22 protein-coding genes are annotated in these 23,436 nt (G+C 73.8%); 10 read left to right on the top strand and 12 right to left on the bottom strand.

All coding sequences use genetic code 11. The features are described 5' to 3' along the window. Window positions 1–45 precede the first annotated feature (45 nt). On the top strand, window positions 46–1,989 hold the full coding sequence (locus tag ACIO6U_RS33100; RefSeq protein WP_401724764.1) for an N-acetylmuramoyl-L-alanine amidase: 1,944 nt from the start codon (window positions 46–48) through the stop codon (window positions 1,987–1,989). 211 nt (window positions 1,990–2,200) lie between these two features. Here ACIO6U_RS33100 and ACIO6U_RS33095 read toward each other — a convergent pair whose 3' ends face one another. The 3 genes from ACIO6U_RS33095 to ACIO6U_RS33085 form a co-directional block, all read right to left on the bottom strand. Continuing rightward, the gene (locus ACIO6U_RS33095) at window positions 2,201–2,701 is read right to left on the bottom strand and encodes a hypothetical protein (protein ID WP_355344009.1); all 501 of its coding nucleotides are present in this window, start codon (window positions 2,699–2,701) and stop codon (window positions 2,201–2,203) included. A 128-nt stretch (window positions 2,702–2,829) separates the two neighbouring features. Beyond that, window positions 2,830–5,775, bottom strand: a complete 2,946-nt coding sequence (locus ACIO6U_RS33090) for an ATP-binding protein (protein WP_401724761.1) — start codon at window positions 5,773–5,775, stop codon at window positions 2,830–2,832. Between the two features lie 544 nt (window positions 5,776–6,319). Beyond that, window positions 6,320–6,952 carry a CGNR zinc finger domain-containing protein gene (locus ACIO6U_RS33085; RefSeq protein WP_401724758.1) on the bottom strand — a complete coding sequence of 211 codons (633 nt, stop codon included), beginning with the start codon at window positions 6,950–6,952 and terminating at the stop codon, window positions 6,320–6,322. 49 nt (window positions 6,953–7,001) lie between these two features. Between ACIO6U_RS33085 and ACIO6U_RS33080 the strand changes: the two genes are divergently transcribed. Beyond that, complete coding sequence (locus ACIO6U_RS33080) at window positions 7,002–7,655, top strand: pyridoxal 5'-phosphate synthase (RefSeq protein WP_401724755.1); 654 nt, start codon at window positions 7,002–7,004, stop codon at window positions 7,653–7,655. After that, a complete protein-coding gene (locus ACIO6U_RS33075; protein ID WP_355343997.1) occupies window positions 7,652–8,377 on the top strand; it encodes a maleylpyruvate isomerase family mycothiol-dependent enzyme in 726 nt (241 codons plus the stop codon). Before ACIO6U_RS33080 ends, ACIO6U_RS33075 begins: the two co-directional genes overlap by 4 nt. A gap of 91 nt (window positions 8,378–8,468) precedes the next feature. Here ACIO6U_RS33075 and ACIO6U_RS33070 read toward each other — a convergent pair whose 3' ends face one another. From ACIO6U_RS33070 to ACIO6U_RS33050, 5 genes are all read right to left on the bottom strand, one after another. Continuing rightward, complete coding sequence (locus ACIO6U_RS33070) at window positions 8,469–8,708, bottom strand: DUF397 domain-containing protein (RefSeq protein ID WP_093716245.1); 240 nt, start codon at window positions 8,706–8,708, stop codon at window positions 8,469–8,471. A gap of 97 nt (window positions 8,709–8,805) precedes the next feature. Continuing rightward, window positions 8,806–9,972 (bottom strand): thiolase domain-containing protein, encoded by a 1,167-nt coding sequence (locus tag ACIO6U_RS33065; RefSeq protein ID WP_401724751.1) that lies wholly within the window; start codon window positions 9,970–9,972, stop codon window positions 8,806–8,808. 3 nt (window positions 9,973–9,975) lie between these two features. Next, the gene (locus ACIO6U_RS33060) at window positions 9,976–11,019 is read right to left on the bottom strand and encodes a thiolase domain-containing protein (RefSeq protein ID WP_391050120.1); all 1,044 of its coding nucleotides are present in this window, start codon (window positions 11,017–11,019) and stop codon (window positions 9,976–9,978) included. Further along, window positions 11,020–11,991, bottom strand: coding sequence for an OB-fold domain-containing protein (locus ACIO6U_RS33055; RefSeq protein ID WP_391164169.1), 972 nt, complete (start codon window positions 11,989–11,991; stop codon window positions 11,020–11,022). A gap of 139 nt (window positions 11,992–12,130) precedes the next feature. Then, a complete protein-coding gene (locus ACIO6U_RS33050; protein ID WP_401724747.1) occupies window positions 12,131–12,934 on the bottom strand; it encodes a crotonase/enoyl-CoA hydratase family protein in 804 nt (267 codons plus the stop codon). A gap of 198 nt (window positions 12,935–13,132) precedes the next feature. On the opposite strand from ACIO6U_RS33050, the gene ACIO6U_RS33045 reads away from it, so the two are divergent. The 6 genes from ACIO6U_RS33045 to ACIO6U_RS33020 all read left to right on the top strand — a co-directional run bounded on the left by ACIO6U_RS33045 (window position 13,133) and on the right by ACIO6U_RS33020 (window position 18,262). After that, window positions 13,133–14,770 (top strand): acyl-CoA synthetase, encoded by a 1,638-nt coding sequence (locus tag ACIO6U_RS33045; protein ID WP_401724744.1) that lies wholly within the window; start codon window positions 13,133–13,135, stop codon window positions 14,768–14,770. 9 nt (window positions 14,771–14,779) lie between these two features. Further along, entirely contained in the window at window positions 14,780–15,388 is a 609-nt protein-coding gene (locus ACIO6U_RS33040) for an isochorismatase family protein (RefSeq protein WP_401724741.1), read from the top strand. Between the two features lie 99 nt (window positions 15,389–15,487). Beyond that, on the top strand, window positions 15,488–16,057 hold the full coding sequence (locus tag ACIO6U_RS33035) for a TetR/AcrR family transcriptional regulator (RefSeq protein ID WP_355343976.1): 570 nt from the start codon (window positions 15,488–15,490) through the stop codon (window positions 16,055–16,057). A gap of 116 nt (window positions 16,058–16,173) precedes the next feature. After that, a complete protein-coding gene (locus ACIO6U_RS33030; RefSeq protein WP_401724738.1) occupies window positions 16,174–16,761 on the top strand; it encodes a DUF4865 family protein in 588 nt (195 codons plus the stop codon). A 68-nt stretch (window positions 16,762–16,829) separates the two neighbouring features. Next, window positions 16,830–17,276: a carboxymuconolactone decarboxylase family protein gene (locus ACIO6U_RS33025; RefSeq protein WP_401724736.1), complete on the top strand. Its 447-nt coding sequence runs from the start codon at window positions 16,830–16,832 to the stop codon at window positions 17,274–17,276. Next, a complete protein-coding gene (locus ACIO6U_RS33020) occupies window positions 17,273–18,262 on the top strand; it encodes a phosphotriesterase (RefSeq protein WP_401724733.1) in 990 nt (329 codons plus the stop codon). Before ACIO6U_RS33025 ends, ACIO6U_RS33020 begins: the two co-directional genes overlap by 4 nt. Here the strand turns inward: ACIO6U_RS33020 and ACIO6U_RS33015 are convergent. After that, window positions 18,259–19,101, bottom strand: coding sequence for an endonuclease/exonuclease/phosphatase family protein (locus ACIO6U_RS33015; RefSeq protein ID WP_401724833.1), 843 nt, complete (start codon window positions 19,099–19,101; stop codon window positions 18,259–18,261). The two genes, ACIO6U_RS33020 and ACIO6U_RS33015, sit on opposite strands and share 4 nt — an antisense overlap. Before the next feature lie 128 nt (window positions 19,102–19,229). Here ACIO6U_RS33015 and cpt point away from each other — a divergent pair, with 128 nt between their 5' ends. After that, window positions 19,230–19,775, top strand: a complete 546-nt coding sequence (cpt, locus tag ACIO6U_RS33010) for a chloramphenicol phosphotransferase CPT (protein WP_401313947.1) — start codon at window positions 19,230–19,232, stop codon at window positions 19,773–19,775. Between the two features lie 112 nt (window positions 19,776–19,887). Here the strand turns inward: cpt and ACIO6U_RS33005 are convergent, their stop codons facing one another. The 3 genes from ACIO6U_RS33005 to ACIO6U_RS32995 are packed head-to-tail and all read right to left on the bottom strand — an operon-like array spanning window position 19,888 to window position 23,405. Continuing rightward, window positions 19,888–20,619, bottom strand: coding sequence for an alpha/beta fold hydrolase (locus tag ACIO6U_RS33005; RefSeq protein ID WP_401724731.1), 732 nt, complete (start codon window positions 20,617–20,619; stop codon window positions 19,888–19,890). 28 nt (window positions 20,620–20,647) lie between these two features. Further along, a complete protein-coding gene (locus tag ACIO6U_RS33000) occupies window positions 20,648–22,201 on the bottom strand; it encodes an AMP-binding protein (RefSeq protein ID WP_391050135.1) in 1,554 nt (517 codons plus the stop codon). A 58-nt stretch (window positions 22,202–22,259) separates the two neighbouring features. Then, window positions 22,260–23,405 (bottom strand): NAD(P)H-dependent flavin oxidoreductase, encoded by a 1,146-nt coding sequence (locus ACIO6U_RS32995; protein ID WP_401724728.1) that lies wholly within the window; start codon window positions 23,403–23,405, stop codon window positions 22,260–22,262. Window positions 23,406–23,436: the final 31 nt, after the last annotated feature.

Genomic DNA, 23,436 nt, shown 5'->3' with positions numbered 1-23,436 from the left:
TCCGCTCCCCCGTCCGACAGACGCCGTGGACGGCGCGCGCTGCGTATGGCCACGGCCGCCGCGGCTGCCGCCGCTCTGCTCCCGGTGTTCGGTGTCGCCCACGCGGCCGAGCCCGGCCCGAGTGCCGCGGGCTCGCTGCAACAGGCGTTCACGGACGCCGCCAAGGCGTACCACGTGCCGCAGAGCGTGCTGCTGGGCGTGTCGTATCTGGAGTCCCGCTGGGACGGCCACCAGGGCATGCCGAGTGTGACCGGCGGCTACGGGCCGATGCATCTGACCGACACCCGTACCGCCCTCGCGGACTTCCCGAGCAAGGGCATGGGGGACGGCGCGGACGACGGGCGCGGGGACGACACCCGGCCGATGATCAGTACGGCGACCGCGCAGGCGCCCGATCTGGCCGCGCTGCCCGCCTCGTACACCACGCTGGACCGCGCGGCGACGCTGACCGGGCTGTCGGCCGGTGCGCTGCGCGAGGACGCGGCGACGAATGTGGCGGGCGGCGCGGCGCTGCTCGCCGACACCCAGAAGTCGCTGGGCGAGCCGCTGAGTTCGAATCCCGCGGACTGGTACGCGGCGGTCGCCCGCTACTCCGGCGCCGACGACACGGCGACGGCCGCGGCCTTCGCCGACGACGTCTTCGACGTCCTGAAGCAGGGGCAGACACGGACCACCGACGCCGGGCAGCGGGTCACGCTGGCCGCGGCTCCCGCGGTGAGGCCCGCGGCGGGCCAGGCCGCCAGGATCGGCCTGAAGCAGGTCAACGCGGCGGGGACGGAGTGCCCGAGCGGCCTGGGCTGCGAGTGGATCCCGGCGCCGTACGAGGACACCGGCGGCGGGGACTACGGCAACTACGACAAGGCCGACCGGCCGAACACCGAGAAGATCGACACGATCGTCATCCACGACACCGAGGGCTACTGGGACACCGCCCTCCAGCTCGTCCAGGACCCGACGTATCTGGCCTGGCACTACACCGTGCGCTCCTCCGACGGGCACATCGCCCAGCACCTGAACACCAAGGACGTCGGCTGGCACGCGGGCAACTGGTACACCAACTCCAAGTCCGTCGGCATCGAGCACGAGGGCTTCCTGACCGATCCGGGCACCTGGTACACGGAGTCGATGTACCGCACGTCCGCGCGGCTGGTGAAGTACCTGGCGGCGAAGTACCACATCCCGCTGGACCGGCAGCACATCCTCGGGCACGACAATGTGCCGGGCCCGACGGCCTCGTACATCTCGGGGATGCACACCGACCCGGGCCCGTACTGGGACTGGGGTCACTACATGGCGCTGATGGGCGCCCCCCTGCGCGCGACCGCCGGCGCCTGGGGCGGCGTGGTCACCATCGCCCCCGACTACGACACCAACCAGCCGGTCTACACCGGCTGTGTGACGGCCGCGGCGGTCTGTCCGGCGCACGGCTCCGACGCGGTCCGGCTGTACACGGCGCCGAGCGAGGACGCGCCGCTGGTCAAGGACATCGGGCTGCACGGCGCGACCGGCGCGAGCACCACGGGCGTCAACGACGTGGGCGCACGGGCCTCCGCGGGCCAGCAGTTCGCGGTGGCCGAGCGGCAGGGCGACTGGACAGCGGTGTGGTACCTCGGCCAGAAGGCGTGGTTCCACAACCCGGCGTCGCGGCCGACGGCCGTCAACTCGATCGGCCTGGTGATCACCCCGAAGAAGGGGCTGGCGAGCATCCCGGTCTACGGCCGCGCGTACCCGGAGGCGGCGGCGTATCCGGCGGACGTGCCGGTGCAGGGCACCTTCCCGATGCCGTACGCGATCCCGGCCGGACAGCGGTACGTGGTCGGCAATGTGGTGCCGGGCGAGTACTTCTACTCGACCTCCTTCGACACCAGCAACCAGAAGGTGGTGCGCGGGAAGCAGCTCTACTACGAGATCCAGCTCGGCCACCGGGTGGAGTACGTGATGGCCTCCGACGTGACCTTGCTGCCGTCGGTGCTGGGCGCTCCGCGCTGAGTCCGCCGGGCCCGCGGCAACGGGCCCGAGGGTAGCGGGGGAAGGGCGGCACCGGGATTCCGGTGCCGCCCTTCGCCATGTCCTGTCGCGCCCGTGTCGCGAAGCGTGCGTGTGCCGAAGCGTGCGTGTGCCGAAGCGTGCGTGTCCTGGGCGTCCTGTCGCGTCCGCGTCCTGGGCGTCCGCCCCGCGGAAGGTGCGTGTCCGCCGGGTCTCAGCCCGCCTGGAACATCTCCGCGGGCAGCGGCTTCAGAAGCTGGTACAGATCGTCGGTGATCGGCCGGTCCCAGGTGGCGATGGTGACCTGGACGCCGTCGCTGCGGTCGAACTGGGCGCAGGCGACCCGCGACTCGGAGATCTTGATCCGGCGCACGATCAGCAGGCTGTCGCCGTGCATCACGGGGGTGTCCTCGATCCCGGTGACCTCGGCCGGTTCGTCGTTGCCGAGCGCCGCGAGGAGCTGGGCCACCTCGAAGGGCACCTGGCCGTCGTCCAGCTCGCGGGCGGGCGAGCCGACCGGGAGGTTGCCGATCAGCATCGCGGGGCCGCGTCCGCCGAACAGGTCGTAGCGCAGATAGATGCCCTGGCAACTGCCGTCGGGGCCGGGCAGCAGCCCGGCGCCGAGGTCACCGGGCCAGTCCCCCGGGTCCATCGCGAGGACATCGAAGTCCGGCCCGGTGGGCGTGGCTGCGCTACGGCGGCGGAGGAAGGACATGCCGCCATCGTACGGGTAGCGACCGCCGCCGGGGACCGGGCCCGCGCCCCTTCCGTGCCCTGGTCGCGTGCCGCCCCGGCCGGTGCGATCCCGTACGGCGGCCCGCCCATGGGCCGCTCCCCCGGCCGTCAGCGGCTGTGGGCGTCGTCGTCCGGCGGCGCGGGCGCCGCGGGGATTTTGCGCAGGGCTTCCGGCAGCCCGGTGGGGTCGGTGCCGAGCTTGCGGTAGACGGCGTTCAGGGTGCGGACGACGTCGCGCTCGCCGGTGCCGAGGGCGGCGGCGATCCGGCGGTGGTCCTCGCCCTGTGCGGCGCGCAGGGCGGCGGCGTGCTCGCGGGCGGTGAGGGCGTCGGAGTCGGCCGAGTGCGGGTGCCGCGGGCGCAGCCCGGCCAGCTCCAGCTCCTGGCCGGCCCGGTCGGCCAGGCCGTCCGCGCCGCACGTCCGGGCGGTGTCGAGTCCGCGGTGGAGCTGTTCCGCGGCCCGCTCTGGCTGTCCCGCCCGGCGCAGCGCGGCGCCGTGGGCGACGAGCGAGCAGGCGAGCTGGTGCGCGGAGGGCGACTCCTCCAGCCGGTCGACGGACTCCTCCAGCAGCTTCAGCCCGTCCGGGCCGCCGGTGACCTCGGCGGCGACCCGCAGCGCGTGGCCGACGGCGGAGGCGGCGCCGAACTGGCGGGCGCGGGCGACGGCGTCCAGCGCGGTCGCCCTGGCCCGCTCCGGGGTGTCGTGCGCCTCGGCGAGCGCGAGGTGCAATTGCCAGGGGCTCCAGGCGGGGTTGCGCATCCCGCGCGGGTCGAGCCTGCCGCCGACGCCGGTCAGTTCGGCGACGGCTTCTTTGTACCGCCCCTGGGCGAGCAGCAACTCACCGTGCACGGCCTGGGCGTCGGGGAAGGTGACGGCCGCGGGGAACGGCTCCCGGAAGTCGTACGCGGCGGCGAGCGCGACGGCTTCCTCGGTCCGGCCGCGGGCCAGCAGGATCTCGATGAGGACGGCCACCGAGTACCACTGGACGGGGGTGCCGCGGCCGACCCGCTCGGCCAGCCGCAGCCCGTCGCGGGCGAAGTCCTCGGCCTCCGCGAGCCGCCCGCGGCGGTAGCGCAGGTAGCCGAGCAGCAGATAGCCGAAGGACAGGTGGGCGCCGCGCCAGCCGTGCCGCTCGAAGCCCGCGATGCCGGTGGTGAACAGCTCCTCGGCGCGGCCCGGCTGGTCGGCGTACATGTAGGTCATGGCGACCAGGACGGGGACCTCGAAGCCCCAGCCCTCGTTGGCCCAGGGCAGGCCGCCGTCCAGGGCGCGGCCCGCGTGGCGCAGGACGGTGGTCGTGGGCTCGCCGCGCAAGGTGGCGTCCCAGGCGCGCAGGCCGATGATGTACCGCTCGGTGAGGTCGCGGCCGGTGAGCCGGTCGGCGAGCCTGGCCAGCCGCCGGGAGCGGCTGGGCGAGTCGGGTTCGTCGGCGCGGAAGGCGTCCCACATGAACTGTTCCGCCTGCATCCGCAGCCTGGTGCGGGCGCCGGTGGCGGTACGGGCGGCGTGCGCGACGACGTCGGCGGCCTCGCCGAGCCGGTCGCTGTGGGCGAGGGACTGGGAGAGCCGGAAGACGATCCCGTCGCGCAGTTCGGGGTCGGTGATCGGCTCTTCGAGCGCGGCCCGCAGGTGGTTGACGGTGACCGAGGGCTCCAGGAGCTGGGAGGCGGAGCCCAGTTCGTAGAGCACGGCGGCCCGGTCCTCGGGCGGCGGGGGTTCGCGCAGGGCGCGGCCCAGGTACGCGCGGGCCGCCTCGGGGGCGCCCGCGCGCAGCGTCTCCCGTGCGGCGGCGCGCAGTTGGGCGACCACCCAGGGGTCGCCCTCGGGGTGGGTCTCCAGCAGGTGGCGGGCCGCGGCGGCCGGGCCGAGGCCCTCGTCGACCACCGACCAGGCGGCCTGGCCGTGCAGGGCGACGCGTACGGCGTCCGGGATCGCCCGGTAGACGGCGGTGGCGATCAGCGGGTGGACGAACTCCAGGGTGCCGCTGCCGGTGACGATACGGGCGTCGCGCAGCCGGTCGGCGCAGTCGGCGGCCTCCTCGCGGCCGAGTCCCGCGACGGTGGCGGCCAGCGTCGGGGAGATCTCCGTGCCGAGGACGGCGGCGGCCCAGGCGAGGCGGACGGTGGAGGGGCCCAGACGTTCGAGCCGGGCGATCAGACCGCTGCCCTTGGCCGCGGCGGCCAGGTCGCGCAGCAGGTGGGCGCTGGACTCGTCGGGGCGCAGCCCCCGGTCGCGGACCTTCTCGGCCAACTCGACGGCTTCGAAGGGGTTTCCGGCGGTGACCGCCCAGCACTCGCGGCAGAACGCCTCGTCGGCGTGCGCGCCGACCGACTCCCTGATCAGGTGGCGGATGGCGGTCGCGGTGAGCGGTTCGAGGCCGATCGGGCGGTGTCCCGCCCGGCCGGGCAGGCCGCGGAACGACTCGGCGCCCGGCGGGAGTTCGTCCGGCCGGTAGGCGACGACGATGAGCAGCGCCAGTTCGTCGGCGCGCGGCGCGAAGGCGGCGAGCCAGTTGAGCGACTGCGGGTCGGCCCAGTGCGCGTCGTCCAACACCAGCACGACGGGCGCGCGTTGGACGGCGATGTGGGTGAGGACCCAGTCCAGGCCGTCGCGCAGACCCTGCGGGTCGGGGGCGGCGCCTTCCGCCGTGCACAGTCCGAGGGCCGGGCCGACGATGCCGTACCAACTGCCGAGCCTGGCGCGGATTTCCGTCTCCGGGGCTCCGACGAGCTGGGGTTGCAGCAGTTGCCGCGCGACGTGGAAGGCGACCTGCTGCTCCTGGTCGCCGCCGCGTGCGGACAGTACAGTGCAGCCGCGTTCCGCGGCCCTGCGGCGTACTTCGGTGAGCAGTGTGGTCTTGCCGAGGCCGGCGGACGCGGCGAAGGCGATGAGCCCGCCGTGCCGTTCGGCGGGACGCGCGGCGGTGCCCGCGTCCGTACCGGCGTCGTCGTCGGCGCCTAAGCCGGTGAGATCGCTCAACGCCTCGTCCACGGCGACGAGTTCGGCGTCTCGTTCGAGCAGCGCGCGCCGGTTGCGCGAGTGGCGCTGCGACATGGTCAACCCCCCTGCCTGCCGGTGGTGTGCGCCCGGCGCACGACATGCGGGGACGTGCAGGACGGACAGCCGACCGGTGGCCTCACAGCGTACGCCGTCGGCTCCGCTGTGTAAGGGGGACGGCCGTGCCGGTTCGCCACTGGCAGGGGACGTGACCGGCACGGCGGGAGCGGCGGCGACCTGGGAGATCTTCCCGCCGCCCAGCACGGGCGAGACTGCCACGCGAGACGGTCGTCCCACCAGGCACCGCAGTCCCCGCACCGCACTGGAGCACCCGTGCGCCCCATGTGCGCCCCCCTTACCCGCCGTAACGCGCCGTCTCGTCCGCGGGTCCTGCCGTACGCCCCTCGTGCGCGCGTCAGCCCCCGCGGGATGTCGGCGTCTTTCGCTCATCGGCCCGCCGCGCGCCTCAATCCGACGCGGGCCCCACTCGACGCGCGCTTCAGCTCGACGCGGGTCTCAACTCGTCCCGCGCCTCAGCTCGACGCGGGCCTCGACTCGGCGCGCACACCGGCTCGATCCGCGCGTCACCCCCTCGCTCCGGTCAACTCCCCTGCCCAGCCTGCTCCTCGCGCTGCCGCGCGTGATGGCGGGCGACGCGGGCGCGGTTGCCGCAGGACGGTTTGCACCACTCCTGGCGGGCGTGCTCCTTGACGAAGTAGCGGACGCAGCGCGGGGCGGGGCAGGCGCGCAGCAGCACGCGCTCGGGTCCGGCGAGGAAGGCGATGGCGGCGCGGGCGAGGGCGGCGGCCAGCCGGTCGGCCGGAGCCGCGTCGGCGGACACGGTGTGAGCCGCCGCGGGTTCCGCGCCGTCCGGCCAGTCCAGGCGCGGGGCGACGGGGACCAGGGCGGACGCGGTGTTCAGCCGGTCGAGCGCCTGCCGGGCCGACGGCAGTCGTCCGGCGTCCGCGCGGCTGGGCGGACCGGGCAGCACGGCGCGGGCGAAGAGCGCGCGGACCGCCGTACGCACCTCGACGACGGCGGTGCGCGCGGCCTCGTCGGCGGTGAACCGCGCCGCCGAGCCCGGCACTTCACCGAGAACGCCGCTGAGCGCGTCGGCGTGCTCGCGCACCCACCGGGTCAGCCCGGCGGGGTCCGCGAGGTCGTCGGCGACGCCGCCGTGGCCGTCGTGCCGGATGGTGACGGCGAGGTCGAGCGCGAGATGATCACCGGTCATGTCCTAATGCTATCGTCGCCATAAGCCATTAACGACTGAGGGGGTACCTGTGTCCGACCTCCGCGAGATCCTGCGCGGTCTCGATGTGTTCGACGGCGACCTGCCGCCTTTCGACATCGCGGAACTGCCCGCGGATCCGCATGAGTTGTTCATCGAGTGGCTGCTGGCGGCCGTCGCGGCCGGGGTCCGCGAGCCGCACGCCATGACGGTCTCCACGCTGGGCGCCGACGGCGACCCCGCCGCCCGCGTGCTCATCGTCAAGAACGTGTCGGCGGCGGGCTGGGAGTTCGCCTCCGACACCGGCAGCCGCAAGGGCCGCGAACTGGCCGCCCACCCCGCGGCGGCGCTCACCTTCTACTGGTCGCCGCTCGCCCGCCAGGTGCGGATTCGCGGCCGGGTCGAGACCGCGGGCCCCGAGGCGAGCGCGGCGGACTTCCTGGCCCGCTCCCCCGGCGCCCGCGCCGAAGCGCTGCTCGGCCGCCAGAGCGCACCCCTGTCCGACCTCGCCACCCGCGACGCGGCCGTGCGGGAGGCCGCGGGCCGGATCGAGCGCGACCCGGACCTGGTGGCCCCCGGCTGGGCGCTCCACACGCTGCGCGCGGACAGTGTCGAGTTCTGGCAGGGCGACCGCGACCGCAGACACACCAGAGTCAACTACGTCCGCACCGAGGGTGGTTGGGAGCGAGGTCTGCTGTGGCCGTGACCGGACCCACGACCGGCCCGACGGCCGGAGGACCCGCGCTCGCGGCTGTGCTCGACGCGGGGCAGACCCGGCTGCGCACGCTGCTCGACGGTCTCGACGACGCCGCCGTCCGCGCCCCCAGCGCGCTGCCAGGCTGGACCCGCGGCCATGTCCTGACGCATATCGAGGGCGTCGGCCTCGCGCTGGCCCGGCAGGCGCGCTACGCGCTGCGCGGCAAGCTGATCGAGGTGTACGACGGCGGTCGCAGCGGCCGGGACGCGGCCATCGAGGCCGGGCACGGCCGCTCCGCACCGGTGCTGACCGCCGCGCTCGGCGACGCGCTGGACGAGATCGAGGCGTCCTGGGCCGCGGTCGGCCCGGACGACTGGGACCGGCCGGTGAGCTACCGCGACGGCACGGTGACCACGGCGGGGCTCGCCTGGTGGCGCGAGCTGGAGATCCACACGGCGGACGCGCTGCTCGGCCCGACCCCGGCGGACTGGTCCCCCGAGTTGTGTACGCACCTGGTCGACTTCCTGTCCGCGCGGGTGCCGGACGGGATACGGCTCACGCTCGGCACGCCGGGGGACGCGGCGGACGACACCTGGTCGTTCACGCGGGGCCAGGGCACACCCGTGCTCGTACGGGGTCGGCTGACCGACCTGGCGGCCTGGCTGGCCGGACGGGTGCCGCCGCGGGCGCTGACCGGCGATCCGCTGCCGACGCTGGGCAGTTGGCCGTAGCGGGCCCGCTGACCACGGTGACCCGCGGCGGGCGGCGGAAGCCTCCCGGCCGCGGGTGGGCGGCGGCCGATGCCGTCCGCCCGTGCTGCGCTCAGGTGAGGTCGAACTCGCCGTCCCGCGCGCCCAGTACGAAGGCGCGCCACTCGGCGGGGGTGAAGATCAGGGCGGGCCCGTCGGGGTTGCGCCCGTCCCGCATCGCGATGTAGCCCTCGACAAAGGCGATCTGTACGTCGCCGGTGCCCTGGCTGCTGGAAAGCCACTCCGCGTCCGTCAAGTCGACCTGCGGCTTCTTCCCGTTGGCCAACGGCTGTCCGATGGTGCTTTCGGCCACGTCCGCTCTCCTCCTACGTCGTCGTCCGTCCTCCAGCCTATCCACCGGATCCGGAGCCCGCACAAGTCCGCGGAAACCACCCGGCGCACGGTGTACTTCAGGTAGTGGGGGGCTCGCTGCCCACCACCCACATGGAGAAGAACTGCGACCCGCCGCCGTAGGCGTGTCCCAGGGCCCGCCTGGCGCCGGGGACCTGGTGCTCCCCGGCCTCGCCGCGTACCTGAAGGGCCGCTTCGGCGAAGCGGATCATGCCGGACGCGCCGATCGGGTTGGTGGACAGCACGCCGCCCGAGGGGTTGACCGGCAGGTCGCCGCTCAGCTCCGTGACGCCGGACTCGGTGAGTTTCCAGCCCTCGCCCTCGTCGGCGAAGCCCAGATTCTCCAGCCACATCGGCTCGTACCAGGAGAAGGGCACGTACATCTCGACGGCGTCGATCTCGCGGCGCGGCGCGGTGATCCCGGCCTGCCGGAAGACGTCGGCCGCGCAGTCCCGGCCGGCCCGCGGGCTGACGTAGTCCTTGCCCGCGAACATCGTGGGTTCGCTGCGCATGGCGCCGCCGTGCATCCAGGCGGCCGGTCGCGGCGCCCGGTCCGCGCCCGCGGTGTCGGTGAGCACCATCGCGCAGGCGCCGTCGGAGGACGGGCAGGTCTCGGAGTAGCGGATCGGGTCCCAGAGCATCGGCGAGGAGCGCACCTTCTCCAGGGTGATGTCGGTCTCGTGCAGGTGCGCGTAGGGGTTGAGCAGGGCGTTGCGGCGGTCCTTGTAGGCGACCAGCGAGCCGACGGCGGCGGGCGCTCCGGTACGGCGCATGTAGGCGCGCACGTGCGGTGCGAAGAAGCCGCCCGCGCCCGCCAGCAGCGGCTGCTGGAAGGGGATCGGCAGCGACAGGCCCCACATGGCGTTGGACTCCGACTGCTTCTCGAACGCGACGGTCAGCACGGTGCGGTGGACGCGTGCGGCGACCAGTCCTGCGGCGACCAGCGCGGTGGAGCCGCCGACCGAACCCGCGGTGTGCACCCGCAGCATCGGTTTGCCGACCGCGCCGAGCGCGTCGGCCAGATACAGCTCCGGCATCATGACGCCCTCGAAGAAGTCGGGCGCCTTGCCGATCACGACGGCGTCGACGTCCGCCCAGTCCAGTTCGGCGTCGTCGAGCGCGCGGCGGGCGGCCTCGCGGACGAGTCCCGCGATGGACACGTCGTGGCGCGCGGCGACGTGTTTGGTCTGGCCGACGCCGACGACGGCCACGGGCTCCTTGGGCATGGGTTACTCCCCTTCCAGGACGGCCACGAGATTCTGCTGGAGGCAGGGGCCCGAGGTGGCGTGGGCCAGTGCGCGGTCCGAGTCGCCGCGGTGGATACGGGCCGCCGCCTCGCCGAGCCTGATCAGCCCGGCGGCCATCATCGGATTGGCGGCGAGCGGCCCGCCGGAGGGGTTGACGGCCACGTCGGGGCCGAGCCGCAGCGCCCTGCGCAGGACGACCTCCTGCGAGGTGAAGGGCGCGTGCAGCTCCGCGGTGTCCACGGGCGCGTCGAAGGCCCCGGCCCGCTCGGCCGCGAGCCGCGTCGAGGGCGAGTCGGTGAGGTCGCGGACGCCGAGCGAGGGGGCCTCGATGCGGTGGTCCATGCCCCGGATCCAGGCGGGCCGCGCGCACAGCCGCCGGGCGGTGTCCCCCGCCGCGAGCACCACGGCCGCGGCCCCGTCGCCGACCGGCGGGCAGTCGGCGCGGCGCAACGGGCGTACGACATAGGGGTCGTCGGCGGCGGGCGCGGTGGTGAGCTGCGCGTTCGGGTTGGTGCGGGCCGCGGCGCGGCTGCGGGCGGCGATCCCGGCCAGCTCGCGCTCGTCGGTGGCTCCCGCGTCGATCAGCGCCCGGGCCTGGAGGGCGGCGAGCGCGACGGAGTCGGGCCACAGCGGCGCCATGTAGTACGGGTCGAGCTGCCGGGTGAGGACCGAACGCAGGTCGCCGGGCGAGGACTTGCCGTAGGAGTAGACGAGCGCGGTCTCGGCCTCGCCGGTGAGAATCCGCACCCACGCCTCGTACAGCGCCCAGGCGCCGTCGGTCTCGACGTGGGACTCGGAGATCGGCGGCCAGGCGCCGACGCCGTCCAGCGCCATGGTGAAGGAGAAGGCGCGTCCCGCGAGGTAGTCGGCGGAGCCCGAGCAGGTGAAGTCGATCTCGCTGGTGGCCAGTCCGGTCTGTCCGAGCGCGTCGTGCAGGACGGGCATCAGCAGTTCGACCTCGGAGACCTCGTCGGTGCGCGCGCGGTGGCGGGACTGCGCGAAGGCGACGATGGCGACGTCGGGCATCTAGACCAGCTCCCGGTAGGTGTCGTATTCGGCGTCCGGTTCCCCGGTGGGGCGGTAGTGGTCGGGGTAGCGTCCGCCCTCGGTCCAGACCGCCTCCACCCGCAGGCCCATCCGCACCTGGTCGTACGGCATTCCTGCGATCCGTCCGTGCAGCGGGAGGTCGGCGCCGTCGAGCGCGATGTGCGCGTAGACGTACGGGACTTCTATGTCCATGGCCTTCAGGTGGGCGCTCTTGATGTTGACGATGCAGAAGGTGGTGACCGTGCCGCGCGGACCGACCTCGACCTCTTCCGCGGTGGCGACGCCGCAGGTGGGGCAGGCGCCGCGCGGCGGGACGTAGACCTTGCGGCAGGACGGGCAGCGCTCGCCGACGATCCGCCGGTCCTCGGCGGCGCGCAGGTAGCCGGTCTGGGCGCGGCCGGGCGAGTAGGTGTAGTCGAGGCGGGCGGGGGCGACGATGCCGGTGACGGGGTCGGTGAAGACGCCGTCGTGGGCGGTGGCCGCGCCGCGCGTACGGCCGTCGTCGTACGGCTCGAAGCAGGCGATGTCGGTGATGGCGCCCTGGCGTTGCCCGGCCCAGCGGATCGCGACGCGCATGCCGGTGCTGACGTCCTCGGGTGCGGCGGCGTCGAGCGCGTGCAGCAGGGCGGTGTCGGCGCCGTCGAGGCGGACCAGGACCCAGGCGAAGGGCGTGGTCAGCGGCTGGTTGGGGCGCGGGTCGGGATTCCAGGCCCAGGTGGTGACGGTGCCGGTGGCGCCGACCTCGACCAGGTCGCGCACCTCGGCCGCGGTGACCGGGTCGTACTCGACGGGGGGTACGAGGACGCGGCCTTCGGCGGTCCGCACGCCGAGCACGGTGCGCTCGCGCAGCCCGGTGAGGAAGGCGCTCTGCACGGGGCCGAGCGAGCGGGTGAAGGGGAATTCCACGACGAGCGGGGCGCTGAGCACGTCCGGTGCGTGGCCTGGTGTCATGGGCTGGCCTCCTGGGTGGGGCGGCTCATCGGGGGTGATGCGCGGTGGCTGGCCGAGCGCGCTGGGCGTCCGGTGCCGGGGGTCAGGCGCCCGGCTTCAGGCGCCGGGGGTTCGGGTGCCCGGCATCAGGCGCCGGGGCTCAGGCGCGGCGGAAGACCGGCTGCCGCTTCTCGGCGAAGGCGCGCGGTCCTTCCTTCGCGTCGGCGGTGGCGAACAGCGGCCAGCCGCGCTCGAGTTCGAGTTTCAGCGCCTCGGTCTCGGGCAACTCCGCGGTGTCGTAGACGCTGGCCTTGACGGCCTCGACGGCGAGCGGGCCGTTGGCGTTGATCAGCTCCGCGGTCTCCATGGCCCGGTCCAACGCGGTCCCGTCGGGCACGACATGGCCGATCAGGCCGATGTCGCGGGCCTCGTCGGCGCTGTACGGGCGTCCGGTGAGCAGCATCTCCAGCGCGTGGGTGCGGGCGATCTGCCGGGTGAGCCGTACGGTCGAGCCGCCGATCGGGAAGAGGCCGCGACGGACCTCGAACAGGCCGAAGACCGCGCTCCGTCCCGCGATCCGGATGTCGGTGCCCTGGAGGATCTCGGTGCCGCCCGCCACGCACGGTCCTTCGACAGCGGCGATCACGGGTTTGCGCGGCCGGTGGTGCCGGAGCATCGCCTTCCAGTGCAGATCGGGGTCGTCCTTCAGCCGGGCCCGCGCCCGCGTGGCGGTCTCGTCGGCGCCCTCCGACAGCGCTTTGAGGTCCATCCCGGCGCAGAAGGCGCCGCCCGCTCCGGTCAGCACGATCGAGCGGATCGCGTCGTCCTCGTCGGCCTCGACCCAGCCGTCGTACAGCCCGACGAGCATCGGCAGCGAGAACGCGTTGCGCGCCCGCGGCCGGTTCAGGGTGAGGACGAGGGTGGCGCCCGCACGCTCCACGGTGAGGTGTTCCGTACCGCCCATCACGGTGCTCCTTCCGTCCGGTACTGGAACAGGTTGCAGTAGCCGCAGGCCGGGGACAAGGGTTTTCTGACTACTCGTCAGATTTGTTGGACGGGAGCCCTTCCCACCGCACGCCCGGACCGCTCTAATGACCGCGAGCCCACCGCCACTTCACCTTCACCGACGACCGACGCGGGACCGCGCGGGACGGGAGACGCCGTGGAGTACAACCTTGCCGACCTCTTCGAGTCGGTCGTCGACGCCGTACCGGACCGGGAGGCGCTGGTGTACGTCGACCACCCGGGCACCGGATCCGAGCGGCGGCTGACGTACGCGCAACTCGACGCGGCGGCCAACCGGCTCGCCCACCACCTCCTCGCGGCCAGCCTGCGCCCCGGCGAACACGTCGGACTGCACCTCTACAACGGGGTCGAATACCTCCAGACCGCCTACGCCTGCCTCAAGGCCCGCCTGGTGCCGGTCAACGTCAACTACCGCTATGTGGCCGAGGAGTTGGTCTACCTCTACCGGGACGCCGACCTGGCGGCGCTGGTCTTCGACGCCGAGTTCACCGACCGCGTGGCCGCGGCCCTGCCGCAAGCCGACCGGCTGCGGCATCTGATCCGGGTGGGCGGCCCGCCCGCCGCCGAGGACGCGGAATCCGCCCTGGATACGGTGGAGTTCGCCGACGCGGTGGCCGCGGAATCGTCCTTACGCGACTTCGGCCCGCGGTCGGCCGACGACCAGTTCGTCATCTACACCGGCGGCACGACCGGCATGCCCAAGGGTGTGATGTGGCGTCAGGAGGACCTGTTCTTCTCGGGGATGGGCGGCGGCGCCCCGACCGGCGAGCCGGTCAAACGGCCGGAGGAGCTGGCGGAGCGGGTCGCGGCCGGCGGCGAGGGCCTGGTCTTCTTCCCCACCCCGCCGCTGATGCACGGCACGTCCACGCTCACCGCCTTCATCGGCTTCCACTTCGGCCAGAAGGTGGTGATCCACCGGAAATTCGTGCCGGAGGAGGTGCTGCGCACCATCGCGAAGGAACGGGTCACCAGTGTCTCGCTGGTCGGCGACGCGATGCTCAGGCCGCTCGCCGACGCGCTGGCCGGACCGCTCCAAGGCACCGACTGCTCCTCGCTGTTCACCCTGTCCAGCTCGGGCGCGGTGATGTCGCAAACGGTCAGGGACCAGTTCCAGTCGCTGGTGCCCGGGGTGCTGATCCTCAACAACTTCGGCTCGTCGGAGTCCGGTTTCAACGGCACCGCGACGGCCGACGCGGGCCCCGACCGCGGCTTCCGCATCTCGGTCGACTCGCACATCGCGGTGGTCGACCCGGCCACGCTCGAACCGGTGACCGGCGCGGCGCCCGGCCGTATCGCGCTGCGCGGCCACGTACCGCTCGGCTATTACAACGACCCCGCCGCGTCCGCGGCGACCTTCTTCCGGCGGGACGGCGAACGCTGGGTACTGCTCGGCGACATGGCCACCGTGGACGAGGACGGCGTGGTGACGGTGCTCGGGCGGGGCTCGCAATGCATCAACACCGGTGGCGAGAAGGTCTATCCGGAGGAGGTCGAGGAGGCGCTCAAGGCGCATCCCGACGTCTACGACGCGCTGGTGGCGGGGGTGCCGGACGAGCGCTGGGGCCACCGCGTGGCGGCGGTGGTGCAGCCGCGGGACGGGGCGGACCCGCTCACCCTCGAGGACGTGCAGGCGCACTGCCGTGCGCGGCTGGCCGGGTACAAGATTCCGCGCAGTCTGGTGGTGACCGACCGCATCCAGCGCTCCCCCAGCGGCAAGGCCGACTACCGGTGGGCCCGTTCGATCGTCGTACAGGGGGCCGGATCCGGCGGGTAGGGTCCGATCATGACCGTACATGATCACCAACGCGGCGCCGGGCGGAACTCCGGCCGCGAGTCGCCGCATGCGCCGCACTCCGCCCTGTCCCCGCTCTCTCCCGGCCTCGATCCGGCCCGCACCGCGCTGGTGCTGGTCGACCTCATGGACCGGATCGTCGCGTTACCCCTGGCTCCGTACAGCGGGCCCGACGTGCTCACCGCCGCGTGCGGCCTCGCCGCGTCCTTCCGGGACGCGGGCGCGACGGTCGTCGCCGTTCGCGCGCAGCGCACCGGCCCCGCGGAACAGCCGCCGGGCAGCGGCCTGGTGGAGGGCGTGGCGCGGGACGGCGACCTGCTCGTCGTGAAGCGGACCGTCGGCGCCTTCCACGACACCGGTCTCCACGACCGGCTCCAAGAGCGCGGCATCGACACCCTCGTCATGGCCGGGATAGCCACCAACATGGGCGTGGAGTCCACCGCGCGGGCCGCCGCCGACCACGGCTACCGGCTGGTCTTCGCCGAGGACGCGATGTCCGGCCTCACCGCCGCCGAGCACCGGGCGACGGTCTCCCTCGACTTCCCCCGGTTCGGCACCGTCGTCTCCGCCGCGGAGGTGGAATTCGCCGGTCCCGGCTGAACCCGCCGGTCTTCGGGAACCTAGGAGCGGCGGCGGGGTGGCCCGCCGCCTTCTTTTTCACCCTGGTTTCTGTACCTACTAGTATGTACACTCGGTTCCATGGACACGGCGGAGCGGTTGATCGAGAGCGCCCAGGAGCTGCTCTGGGAGCGGGGCTATGTCGGGACCAGCCCGAAGGCCATACAGGACCGGGCGGGTGCCGGGCAGGGCAGCATGTACCACCACTTCCGGGGCAAGCCGGACCTGGCGGTGACGGCGATGCGGCGCAGCGCCGCGCAGCTCAGGGCCCAGGCAGAGGAGCAACTGGCGGGCGGCGAGACGGCTGTGGAGAAGGCGCTGGCGTATCTGCTGCGCGAGCGCGACGCCCTGCGCGGCTGCCGGGTCGGCCGGATGGCCATGGACCCGGACGTCATCGACAGCGCGGAGCTGCGACAGCCGGTGGCGGAGACCTTCGGCTGGCTGTGCGACCGGCTCGCCGGGATCATCGCCGACGGCATGGACAGCGGCGAGCTGCGGCCGGGCCTGGATCCGTACGACACGGCCGCCGCGATAGTCGCCGTCGTCCAGGGCGGTTACGTCCTGGCCCGCGCCGCCGACTCGCAGGAGCCGTTCGACCGGGCGGTACGGGGTGCCACGGCGCTGCTGACGGCGGCGCGTACGGCGTCCTGACCACCGCCACCCGGCGCCGCTTCTCGACCCGACACCTGACCGGACCCGTCCCGCCGCACGACGGCGGCGCACCGCTCCGAGGCGGCGCCGCGGCACTCATGGGGGAGCCACCGACCATGCACGCGATGAACTACCGCATCACCCTGCCCGCCGACTACGACATGGGCATCATCCGGCACCGGGTGGCGACCCGCGGCCACCTCCTGGACGATTTCCCCGGCCTGGGCGCCAAGGCGTACCTCATACGTGAGCGCGGGGTCGAGGACTCGCCGGTCAACCAGTACGCCCCGTTCTATCTGTGGAACACCCCGCAGGGCATGAACGGCTTCCTGTGGGGTCCCGGATTCCAGGGGATCGTCAGCGACTTCGGACGGCCGGTGGTCGAGCACTGGACCGGGCTCGGCTTCGCGCGGGGACCGTCCTTCGGCGCCGTTCCGCGCGCGGCGGCCAGGAAGGCGTGGCCGCTGGACCCGGGCGCCGAGCCCGCCGCCGTGATCAGTGCCGCGCTCGCGGAACTGCCGGAGCTGGCCGCACGCCCCGGCGCGCACAGCGTCGCGCTCGCCGTCGACCCCCGGCGGTGGGAGCTGCTGCGCTTCACCCTGTGGGAACAGACGGCCCCGCCCGCCCCCGGCGAGGAGCGGTACGAGGTGCTGCGTCTGTCGGCACCGGAGTTGGACACGATCGAGACGGGACAGCAGTGGTGACCACCCCTACGGCTGATACGGCGCGTACATCCCCAACGGTCCCTACGGCCCGTACGGCCCCTACGGCGATGACGCCGAGCACGATCGACCGGGACGCCGGCTACCGGCTGCTGGCCGAAATGGCGGGCCCCTCCACCGTCGAGTCCACCCTCACCGGCCTCGACTCGCTCGCCCCCGGCTTCCCCGACTGGATCGTCACCGCCCTCTTCGGCGGCACCTACCAGCGCGAGGGGCTGGCCCTGAGGGACCGGCAGATCGCCAATCTGGCGGCGCTGACCGCGATCGGCGGGGTCGAGCCGCAGCTCGACGACCATGTCCGCAACAGCCTGCGGATCGGCATGTCCCCACGCGAGATCGTGGAGGTGATGGTGCACCTCGCACCGTACGCGGGCGTGCCGAGGGCGTTGGCCGGGCTGCGGGTGGCGGCTGGCGTCTTCGCGGACGGCCCGGGCAGCGCGGGCAGCGCGGGCAGCGCGGACGACGCCGACGGCACGGCGCCGGGCGGTGCGCGATGAGCGGGCGGTCCGGGACGAGGGCGGTGCGTACTGTCCTCGGGGACATCGCGCCCGACCGGCTCGGGGTGTGCGACGCCCACGACCATCTCTTCCTGCGCATGCCCGCGCTCGCCGGACAGGAGCTGGACGATCCGGCGGCGGCGGTGGCCGAGTTGGCCGCCTTCCGGGCGCTCGGCGGGGCGGCGGTCGCCCAGTGGACGCCGTTCGGCCTCGGGCGGCGAGCGGTCGAGCTGCCCGCGCTGTCGCGGACCTCGGGCGTGCACGTCGTGGCGGCGACCAGACTGCACCAGGCCGCCCACTACGCGCCCGAGCTGGTGGAGCGGCTGCGCGCGGACGGCCTGGCCGCCTTCTTCACCGCCGAGCTGACCCGGGGGCTGCTCGACGGCGACGACCCGGACGGCCCGCGCGGCACCGCGAGGGCGGGCATGATCAAGGTCGCCGGGATGTTCCACGGCCTCGACGGCCACGCCCGGCGGGTCCTGGCGGCGGCGGCCGAGGCCCACCACACCACGGGTGCGCCGATCGGCGTCCACCACGAGCTGGGGACCGCCGCGGTCGACGTCCTCGGCGTACTCCACGGCGAAGAGGGCGTACCCACCGCCAGCGTCCTGCTCGGCCACCTCAACCGCTTCCCCGATCCGGGCGTCCACCGCGAACTGGCCGCCTCCGGCGCGTTCCTCGCCTTCGACGGCCCCTCACGCGCCAACCACGCCACCGACTGGCGGCTGATCGACTGCATGGTCGCGCTCGCCGAGGCCGGCCACACCGCGCAGCTCCTGCTCGGCGGCGACACCACGACGGCCGCCGCCCGCTCCTCGACCGGCGGCGGTCCGGGGCTGCCCTACCTCCTGCGTACGCTCCGGCCGCGCCTGGAAAGAGAGTTGGGCACGGCGGCGGCCGATGCGGTCTTCGTGACCAACCCGGCGCGGGCGCTGTCCGCCGAGTGGCACGACGGGGGCGGGAGCACGGGCGCCGACAGGGCCTAGCGCGGGTCCGGTCGGCCGCCGGTCGCCGCGCCCTGGGCCAGGTCGACGACCACGGCCGCGTGGTCGGAGGGCCAGACGCCGTCGACCGGGCGGTCACCGGCCCGGTGGGCGCGCTGGACGGCGCCGCGCGTGCCCCCGGCCGTCGGCATGCCGACGAAGATGTAGTCGAGGCAGGTGGGCCGGTTGCCGAAGTTGGCCGCGTCCTGCTGGGTGATGTCCCAGGTGCCGTTCGGCAGGGCGGGGTCGGCGAACCGCCAGGCGTCGACCAGCACGAGCCCCGGAACGGCGGGCGCCGTCCGGTAGCCGCCCATCAGCCGGATCTCGTCGAAGTCCGGTTCCGCGTTGAAGTCCCCGGTGACGACGGGCGGATGCCCGCCGGTCGACCGCTCGGCCACGAAGGCGGCCAGCTCCCGCACCTGGAGGCAGCGGACCGCGGAATCGGCGGCCCCGGAGTTGAGGTGGGTGGTGAAGAAGGGCAGCGGGCCGCCGGGCGCGTCGATCAGCGTGTGCAGCGCCGTCTTGCCGTCGTCGGCCGCGGCACCCGCGGGCAGCCGACGCTCGGCGGTCTCCAGGATCGGGTGGCGGCTGAGCACCGCGACCCCGACATCGACGGTGGTGTCACCGCCGTTGCGCCCGTGCCAGCGGTCCTGCACCGGGGCGCGCGACCAGGCCCACTCCATGCCCAGCTCGTCCGCCAGCCACCCGGCCAGATTCTCGTCCGCGCTCCCCCACACCTCCTGGAGGCCCACGACGTCCGGCCGGACCTCGGCCAGCGTCCGCACGATCGCGTCCCGCCGCTCGCGCCAGTTCCCGAACCGCCACCAGAGATTCCAGGTCATGACGCGGGTGGTGTCCGCCGACCCGGAGCCGCTGCCGGAGCCGCTGCTGGAGCCGCCGTCGAAGCCCGTGTCCGAGCCGCTGCCGATATCCACTCGCCGGTTCCCCTCACCGCGCCTACCGTGTCGGGATGTCCACTGAGGTGATCATTCTCAACGGCGGATCGAGTTCCGGGAAGTCCAGGATCGCCCGCTGCCTGCAAGATGTGCTGCCGCGGCCCTGGCTGACCTTCGGCTGCGACACCCTGGTCGACGCGCTGCCCGCCGCGATGCGCACCTCGGAGGACCCCGAGGGCGGCATCGGCTTCGGACCCGACGGCTCGGTGTCGGTCGGCGACGACTTCCGGCTGCTGGACATCGCCTGGGCGCGGGGCATCGGGGCGATGGCCCGCGCGGGGGCCAGGATCGTCGTGGACGAGGTCTTCCTCGGCGGGCCCGACTCCCAGGAGCGCTGGCGCACCGCCCTGACCGGCCTCGACGTCCTGTGGGTCGGCGTGCGCTGCGACCCCGAGGTGGCGGCGGCCCGCGAGGCCGCCCGCGGCGACCGCGCCACCGGCATGGCCCGCTCCCAGGCCGACCTCGTCCACCGCGGTGTGCGCTACGACCTGGAGGTCGACAGCAGCCGCACGCCGTCGCTGGCCTGCGCCCGTACGATCGCCGCCCGCGTCACCGGCTGACCGCCGCCGGACGACGGCACCGGGCACCCACGACGGCCACGCCGCCCGTCGGCCATGGTGTCAGGCGGCGCGGTTCCCGTCGCCGGAAGGCACTGACCGTACTCGTCGGGCCTCAGCCCCGCGTCCCGTCCGCCGGCCGACCGGCCGGGACCGGGGACAGGAAGGCCCGCACCTCGCGCAGGAATTCAGCCGGGCGGTCGTCGTGGATCATGTGACCGGCCTCGATGGTGGCCAGGCGGCAGTCGGGGATGCGGCCCGCGACCCGGGCGAGCTGGTCCTGGCGCAGGTGGCTGCTCGGGCCGCCCGCGACGAGCAGGGTGGGCGCGGTGATCGCGGTGAGGTCGCGCCACCAGGCCGGGTCGGGGTCGTTGCGCTGCGCCGCGACGGCGGGCAGAAGACGCCAGTCGTACGGGGTCGGCTCCCCGGGGGCTTCGGTCGGGACGGGGCGCGGCGGGTCGGCGGGGAAGGGCAGCGGGCCCTCCTCCAGTACGAGCCGCCGTACGGCGTCCGGCCGCGCGATGGCCGCCAGCGACGCGGCGAACGTGCCCAGCGAGTGGCTGACCACCGTCACCCGCCGCAGTCCCAGCGCGTCGAGGAAGCCGAGCACGTCGTCCCGCAGCAGCTCGAAGGAGTACGTGCCGGGGCGTTCGCTCGCGCCGTGGCCGCGCAGGTCGGGCGCGTACGCGCGCCAGCCGTCGGCGGCCAGCGCGTCCGACACCGCACGCCAGGACGTACGGTCCTCGCCCAGCGCGTGCAGCAGCAGGAGCGGCGGCCCGTCCGCCGGACCGGCCACCTCGTAGGCGAGCCGCACACCGTTCGCCTCGACGTTCAGAATCTCACCCATACGCCGAGGCTACGGTGCCGCGGGCCGCTCACAGCGGGCGTTCGCGCTCGGCCCAATACGGCTCGCGGAGCCGTCGCTTGTACAGCTTGCCGTTGGGGTCGCGGGGCATCTCGGCGACGAAGTCGACGGTCTTGGGCCGCTTGTACCCGGCCAGTCTCCGGCCGCAGTGTTCGAGGATGTCGTCGGCGAGCGCCGGTCCCGGCTCGTGTCCGGGTGCGGCCTCGACCACGGCCTTGACCTCCTCGCCCCACTCGTCGTGCGGGATGCCGAAGGCGGCGGCGTCGGCGACGGCGGGGTGGGTGAGGAGGGCGGCCTCGATCTCGGCGGGGTAGATGTTGACGCCGCCGGAGATGATCAGGTCGATCTTGCGGTCGCGCAGGAAGAGGTAGCCGTCCTCGTCGAGATAGCCGAGGTCGCCGACGGTGAAGAAGTCGCCGATCCGGTTGGACCGGGTCTTGGCCGCGTCCTTGTGGTAACTGAAGCCGCCGGTCTTCATGTTGATGTAGACGGTGCCGACCTCGCCGGGCGGCAGCAGATTCCCGGCGTCGTCGTGGACGGCGATCTCGCTGATCGGCCAGGCCCGCCCCACGGTGCCGGGTTTCTTCAGCCACTCCCGCGCGGTGGCGAAGGTGCCGCCGCCCTCGCTGGCCGCGTAGTACTCCTCCACGCACGGGCCCCACCACTCCAGCATCGCCCGCTTGACGTGGTCGGGGCAGGGCGCGGCGCCGTGGATCGCGTGCCGCATGGACGTCACGTCGTAGCGCCCCCGTACGTCCTCCGGCAGGGCCAGCAGCCGGTGGAACTGCGTGGGGACCATGTGCGTGTGCGTGCAGTGGTAGCGGTCGATGACGCGCAGCATCTCCTCCGGCGTCCACTTGTCCATCAGCACCACCGGGTGCCCGATGTGCAGGGCGGCGCCCGCGAATTGGAGCACGGCGGTGTGGTAGAGCGGTGAGCAGACGAGGTGGACGTTGCCGTCGAAGGGCTTGATCCCGAAGATCCCGAGGAACCCGCCGAGATACGTCTCCTCGGGCGGCTTGCCCGACAGCGGGCGGCGGATGCCGCGCGGGCGGCCGGTGGTGCCCGAGGTGTAGTTCATGACCCAGCCGCTGGTCCTGGCGTCGGGCGCGGTGGCGGGCTGTCCCGCGAGCAGGTCGGCGAAGGGGCGGAAGCCGTCGATGTCGCCGACCGCGTACCGCCGGTCCGAGGCGAACCCCGCCTCGTCGGCCGCCTCGCGGGCGGCCTCGGCGAAGCGCTCATGCGCGATGAGCACCTTGGCGCCGGAGTCGGCGAGTATCCAGCCGATCTCGGGGGCCACGAAGTGGTGGTTGACGGGCACCAGGTAGAAACCGGCCTGGAAGGCGGCGAGATAGGCGGTGAAGAACTCGACGCCGTTGGGCAGCACGACGGCGAAGGCGTCGCCGGGCTCCAATCCGGCCGCGCGCAGCCCGTGCACGAGCCGGTTGGACGCCGCGTGCAGCCGCTCGGCGCTCCACTGCTCGCCGTCGGGCGCGGTGAGAACGGTACGGCCGGGGTCCTGTTCGGCCTGTGCCCAGAAGCCGTTGGGCGTGGACGTGCTCATCCGGTCCTCCTCAGCGGTCGGGTCTGCCGGAGCAGATCTGTTCTGCGCGTGCGGGCGGTCAGCGCCGGTCACGCCCTGGGCCGGGGGCGGCGCCGTCCTGCGCGCCGCGTCCGGCGATACGGTTCAGCCGGTCCATCGCGCGCTCGAAGCCGCGCGTGAGGTCGTCGAAGACGGCCTGGACGGGGCGCTCCTGGTTCATCGCGCCGACGATCTGGCCGACCGGTGTGCCGAGCAGCGGGCCGACCTCGTGGCGCTGGATGCGGGAGACGGCGTCGGCGACCAGCAGGCCCTGGAGCGGCATCGGCAGGGTGCCGGGGCCTGCCGGGTCCTCCCAGGCGTCGGTCCACTCGGTGCGGAGCTGGCGGGCGGGTTTGCCGGTGAGGGCGCGGGAGCGGACGGTGTCGCCCGAGCCCGCGGCGAGCAGCTTGCGGGTGAGGGCGGGCGAGTGCAGATCGGCCTCGGCGGCGGTGAGCCAGACCGAGCCGAGCCAGACGCCCTGCGCGCCCAACGCCAGCCCGGCGGCGACCTGTTCGCCGGTGCCGATGCCGCCTGCCGCGAGCACCGGCAACGGGGCGACGGCGCGCACCACTTCGGGGACGAGCACCATGCTCGCGATCTCCCCGGTGTGGCCGCCCGCCTCGTAGCCCTGGGCGACCACGATGTCGATGCCCGCCTCCTGGTGGTGCCGCGCGTGCCGGGCGCTGCCGGCGAGCGCGGCGACCAGCACACCGTGGTCATGGGCCCGGCGCACGACGTCGGCGGGCGGTGAGCCCAGCGCGTTGGCCAGCAGCTTGATCGGGTAGTCGAAGGCGACGTCGAGCTGGTCGCGGGCGACCTTCTCCATCCAGCCGGTGATCCGCCAGCCCGCGCGCTCGTCGGCGGCGAGTGCGGGGACGCCGTGTTTGGTCAGCAACGCCTCGACGTAGGCGCGGTGTTCCGGCGGGATCATCGCCTCGATGTCCGCCTCGGTGACTCCCTCGACCTTCTTCGCGGGCATCACGACGTCGAGGCCGTACGGCAGTTTGTCGGTGTGCCCGTCCAACCAGTCGAGGTCGCGGGCGAGTTCGTCGGGGGCGGAGTAGCGGACCGCGCCCAGGACGCCCATGCCGCCCGCGCGGCTGATCGCGGCGGCGACCGCGGGGAACGGCGTGAAGCCGAAGACGGGGTACTCGATGCCCAGCCGTGTGCTCAGCTCGGTCTCCATGGGGGGCAGGATGCCGCAGCCGGTCTGGAGA

It is taken from the genome of Streptomyces sp. NPDC087422 (assembly GCF_044744145.1).
Lineage (GTDB): Bacteria > Actinomycetota > Actinomycetes > Streptomycetales > Streptomycetaceae > Actinacidiphila.
The sequence above is the reverse complement of the archived record's forward strand: the minus strand, read 5'-3'. Positions and strand labels throughout refer to the sequence as shown.

What these genes read in the sequence shown, in the direction of transcription:
- ACIO6U_RS33065 (WP_401724751.1), bottom strand. Translation starts at nt 9,972, where the DNA reads ATGCCCAAGGAGCCCGTGGCCGTCGTCGGCGTCGGCCAGACCAAACAC.
- ACIO6U_RS33100 (WP_401724764.1), top strand. Translation starts at nt 46, where the DNA reads ATGGCCACGGCCGCCGCGGCTGCCGCCGCTCTGCTCCCGGTGTTCGGT.
- cpt (WP_401313947.1), top strand. Translation starts at nt 19,230, where the DNA reads ATGTCCACTGAGGTGATCATTCTCAACGGCGGATCGAGTTCCGGGAAG.
- ACIO6U_RS33005 (WP_401724731.1), bottom strand. Translation starts at nt 20,619, where the DNA reads ATGGGTGAGATTCTGAACGTCGAGGCGAACGGTGTGCGGCTCGCCTAC.
- ACIO6U_RS33025 (WP_401724736.1), top strand. Translation starts at nt 16,830, where the DNA reads ATGACGCCGAGCACGATCGACCGGGACGCCGGCTACCGGCTGCTGGCC.
- ACIO6U_RS33040 (WP_401724741.1), top strand. Translation starts at nt 14,780, where the DNA reads ATGACCGTACATGATCACCAACGCGGCGCCGGGCGGAACTCCGGCCGC.
- ACIO6U_RS33050 (WP_401724747.1), bottom strand. Translation starts at nt 12,934, where the DNA reads ATGGGCGGTACGGAACACCTCACCGTGGAGCGTGCGGGCGCCACCCTC.
- ACIO6U_RS33085 (WP_401724758.1), bottom strand. Translation starts at nt 6,952, where the DNA reads ATGACCGGTGATCATCTCGCGCTCGACCTCGCCGTCACCATCCGGCAC.
- ACIO6U_RS33090 (WP_401724761.1), bottom strand. Translation starts at nt 5,775, where the DNA reads ATGTCGCAGCGCCACTCGCGCAACCGGCGCGCGCTGCTCGAACGAGAC.
- ACIO6U_RS32995 (WP_401724728.1), bottom strand. Translation starts at nt 23,405, where the DNA reads ATGGAGACCGAGCTGAGCACACGGCTGGGCATCGAGTACCCCGTCTTC.
- ACIO6U_RS33055 (WP_391164169.1), bottom strand. Translation starts at nt 11,991, where the DNA reads ATGACACCAGGCCACGCACCGGACGTGCTCAGCGCCCCGCTCGTCGTG.
- ACIO6U_RS33030 (WP_401724738.1), top strand. Translation starts at nt 16,174, where the DNA reads ATGCACGCGATGAACTACCGCATCACCCTGCCCGCCGACTACGACATG.
- ACIO6U_RS33060 (WP_391050120.1), bottom strand. Translation starts at nt 11,019, where the DNA reads ATGCCCGACGTCGCCATCGTCGCCTTCGCGCAGTCCCGCCACCGCGCG.
- ACIO6U_RS33000 (WP_391050135.1), bottom strand. Translation starts at nt 22,201, where the DNA reads ATGAGCACGTCCACGCCCAACGGCTTCTGGGCACAGGCCGAACAGGAC.
- ACIO6U_RS33035 (WP_355343976.1), top strand. Translation starts at nt 15,488, where the DNA reads ATGGACACGGCGGAGCGGTTGATCGAGAGCGCCCAGGAGCTGCTCTGG.
- ACIO6U_RS33015 (WP_401724833.1), bottom strand. Translation starts at nt 19,101, where the DNA reads ATGACCTGGAATCTCTGGTGGCGGTTCGGGAACTGGCGCGAGCGGCGG.
- ACIO6U_RS33020 (WP_401724733.1), top strand. Translation starts at nt 17,273, where the DNA reads ATGAGCGGGCGGTCCGGGACGAGGGCGGTGCGTACTGTCCTCGGGGAC.
- ACIO6U_RS33095 (WP_355344009.1), bottom strand. Translation starts at nt 2,701, where the DNA reads ATGTCCTTCCTCCGCCGCCGTAGCGCAGCCACGCCCACCGGGCCGGAC.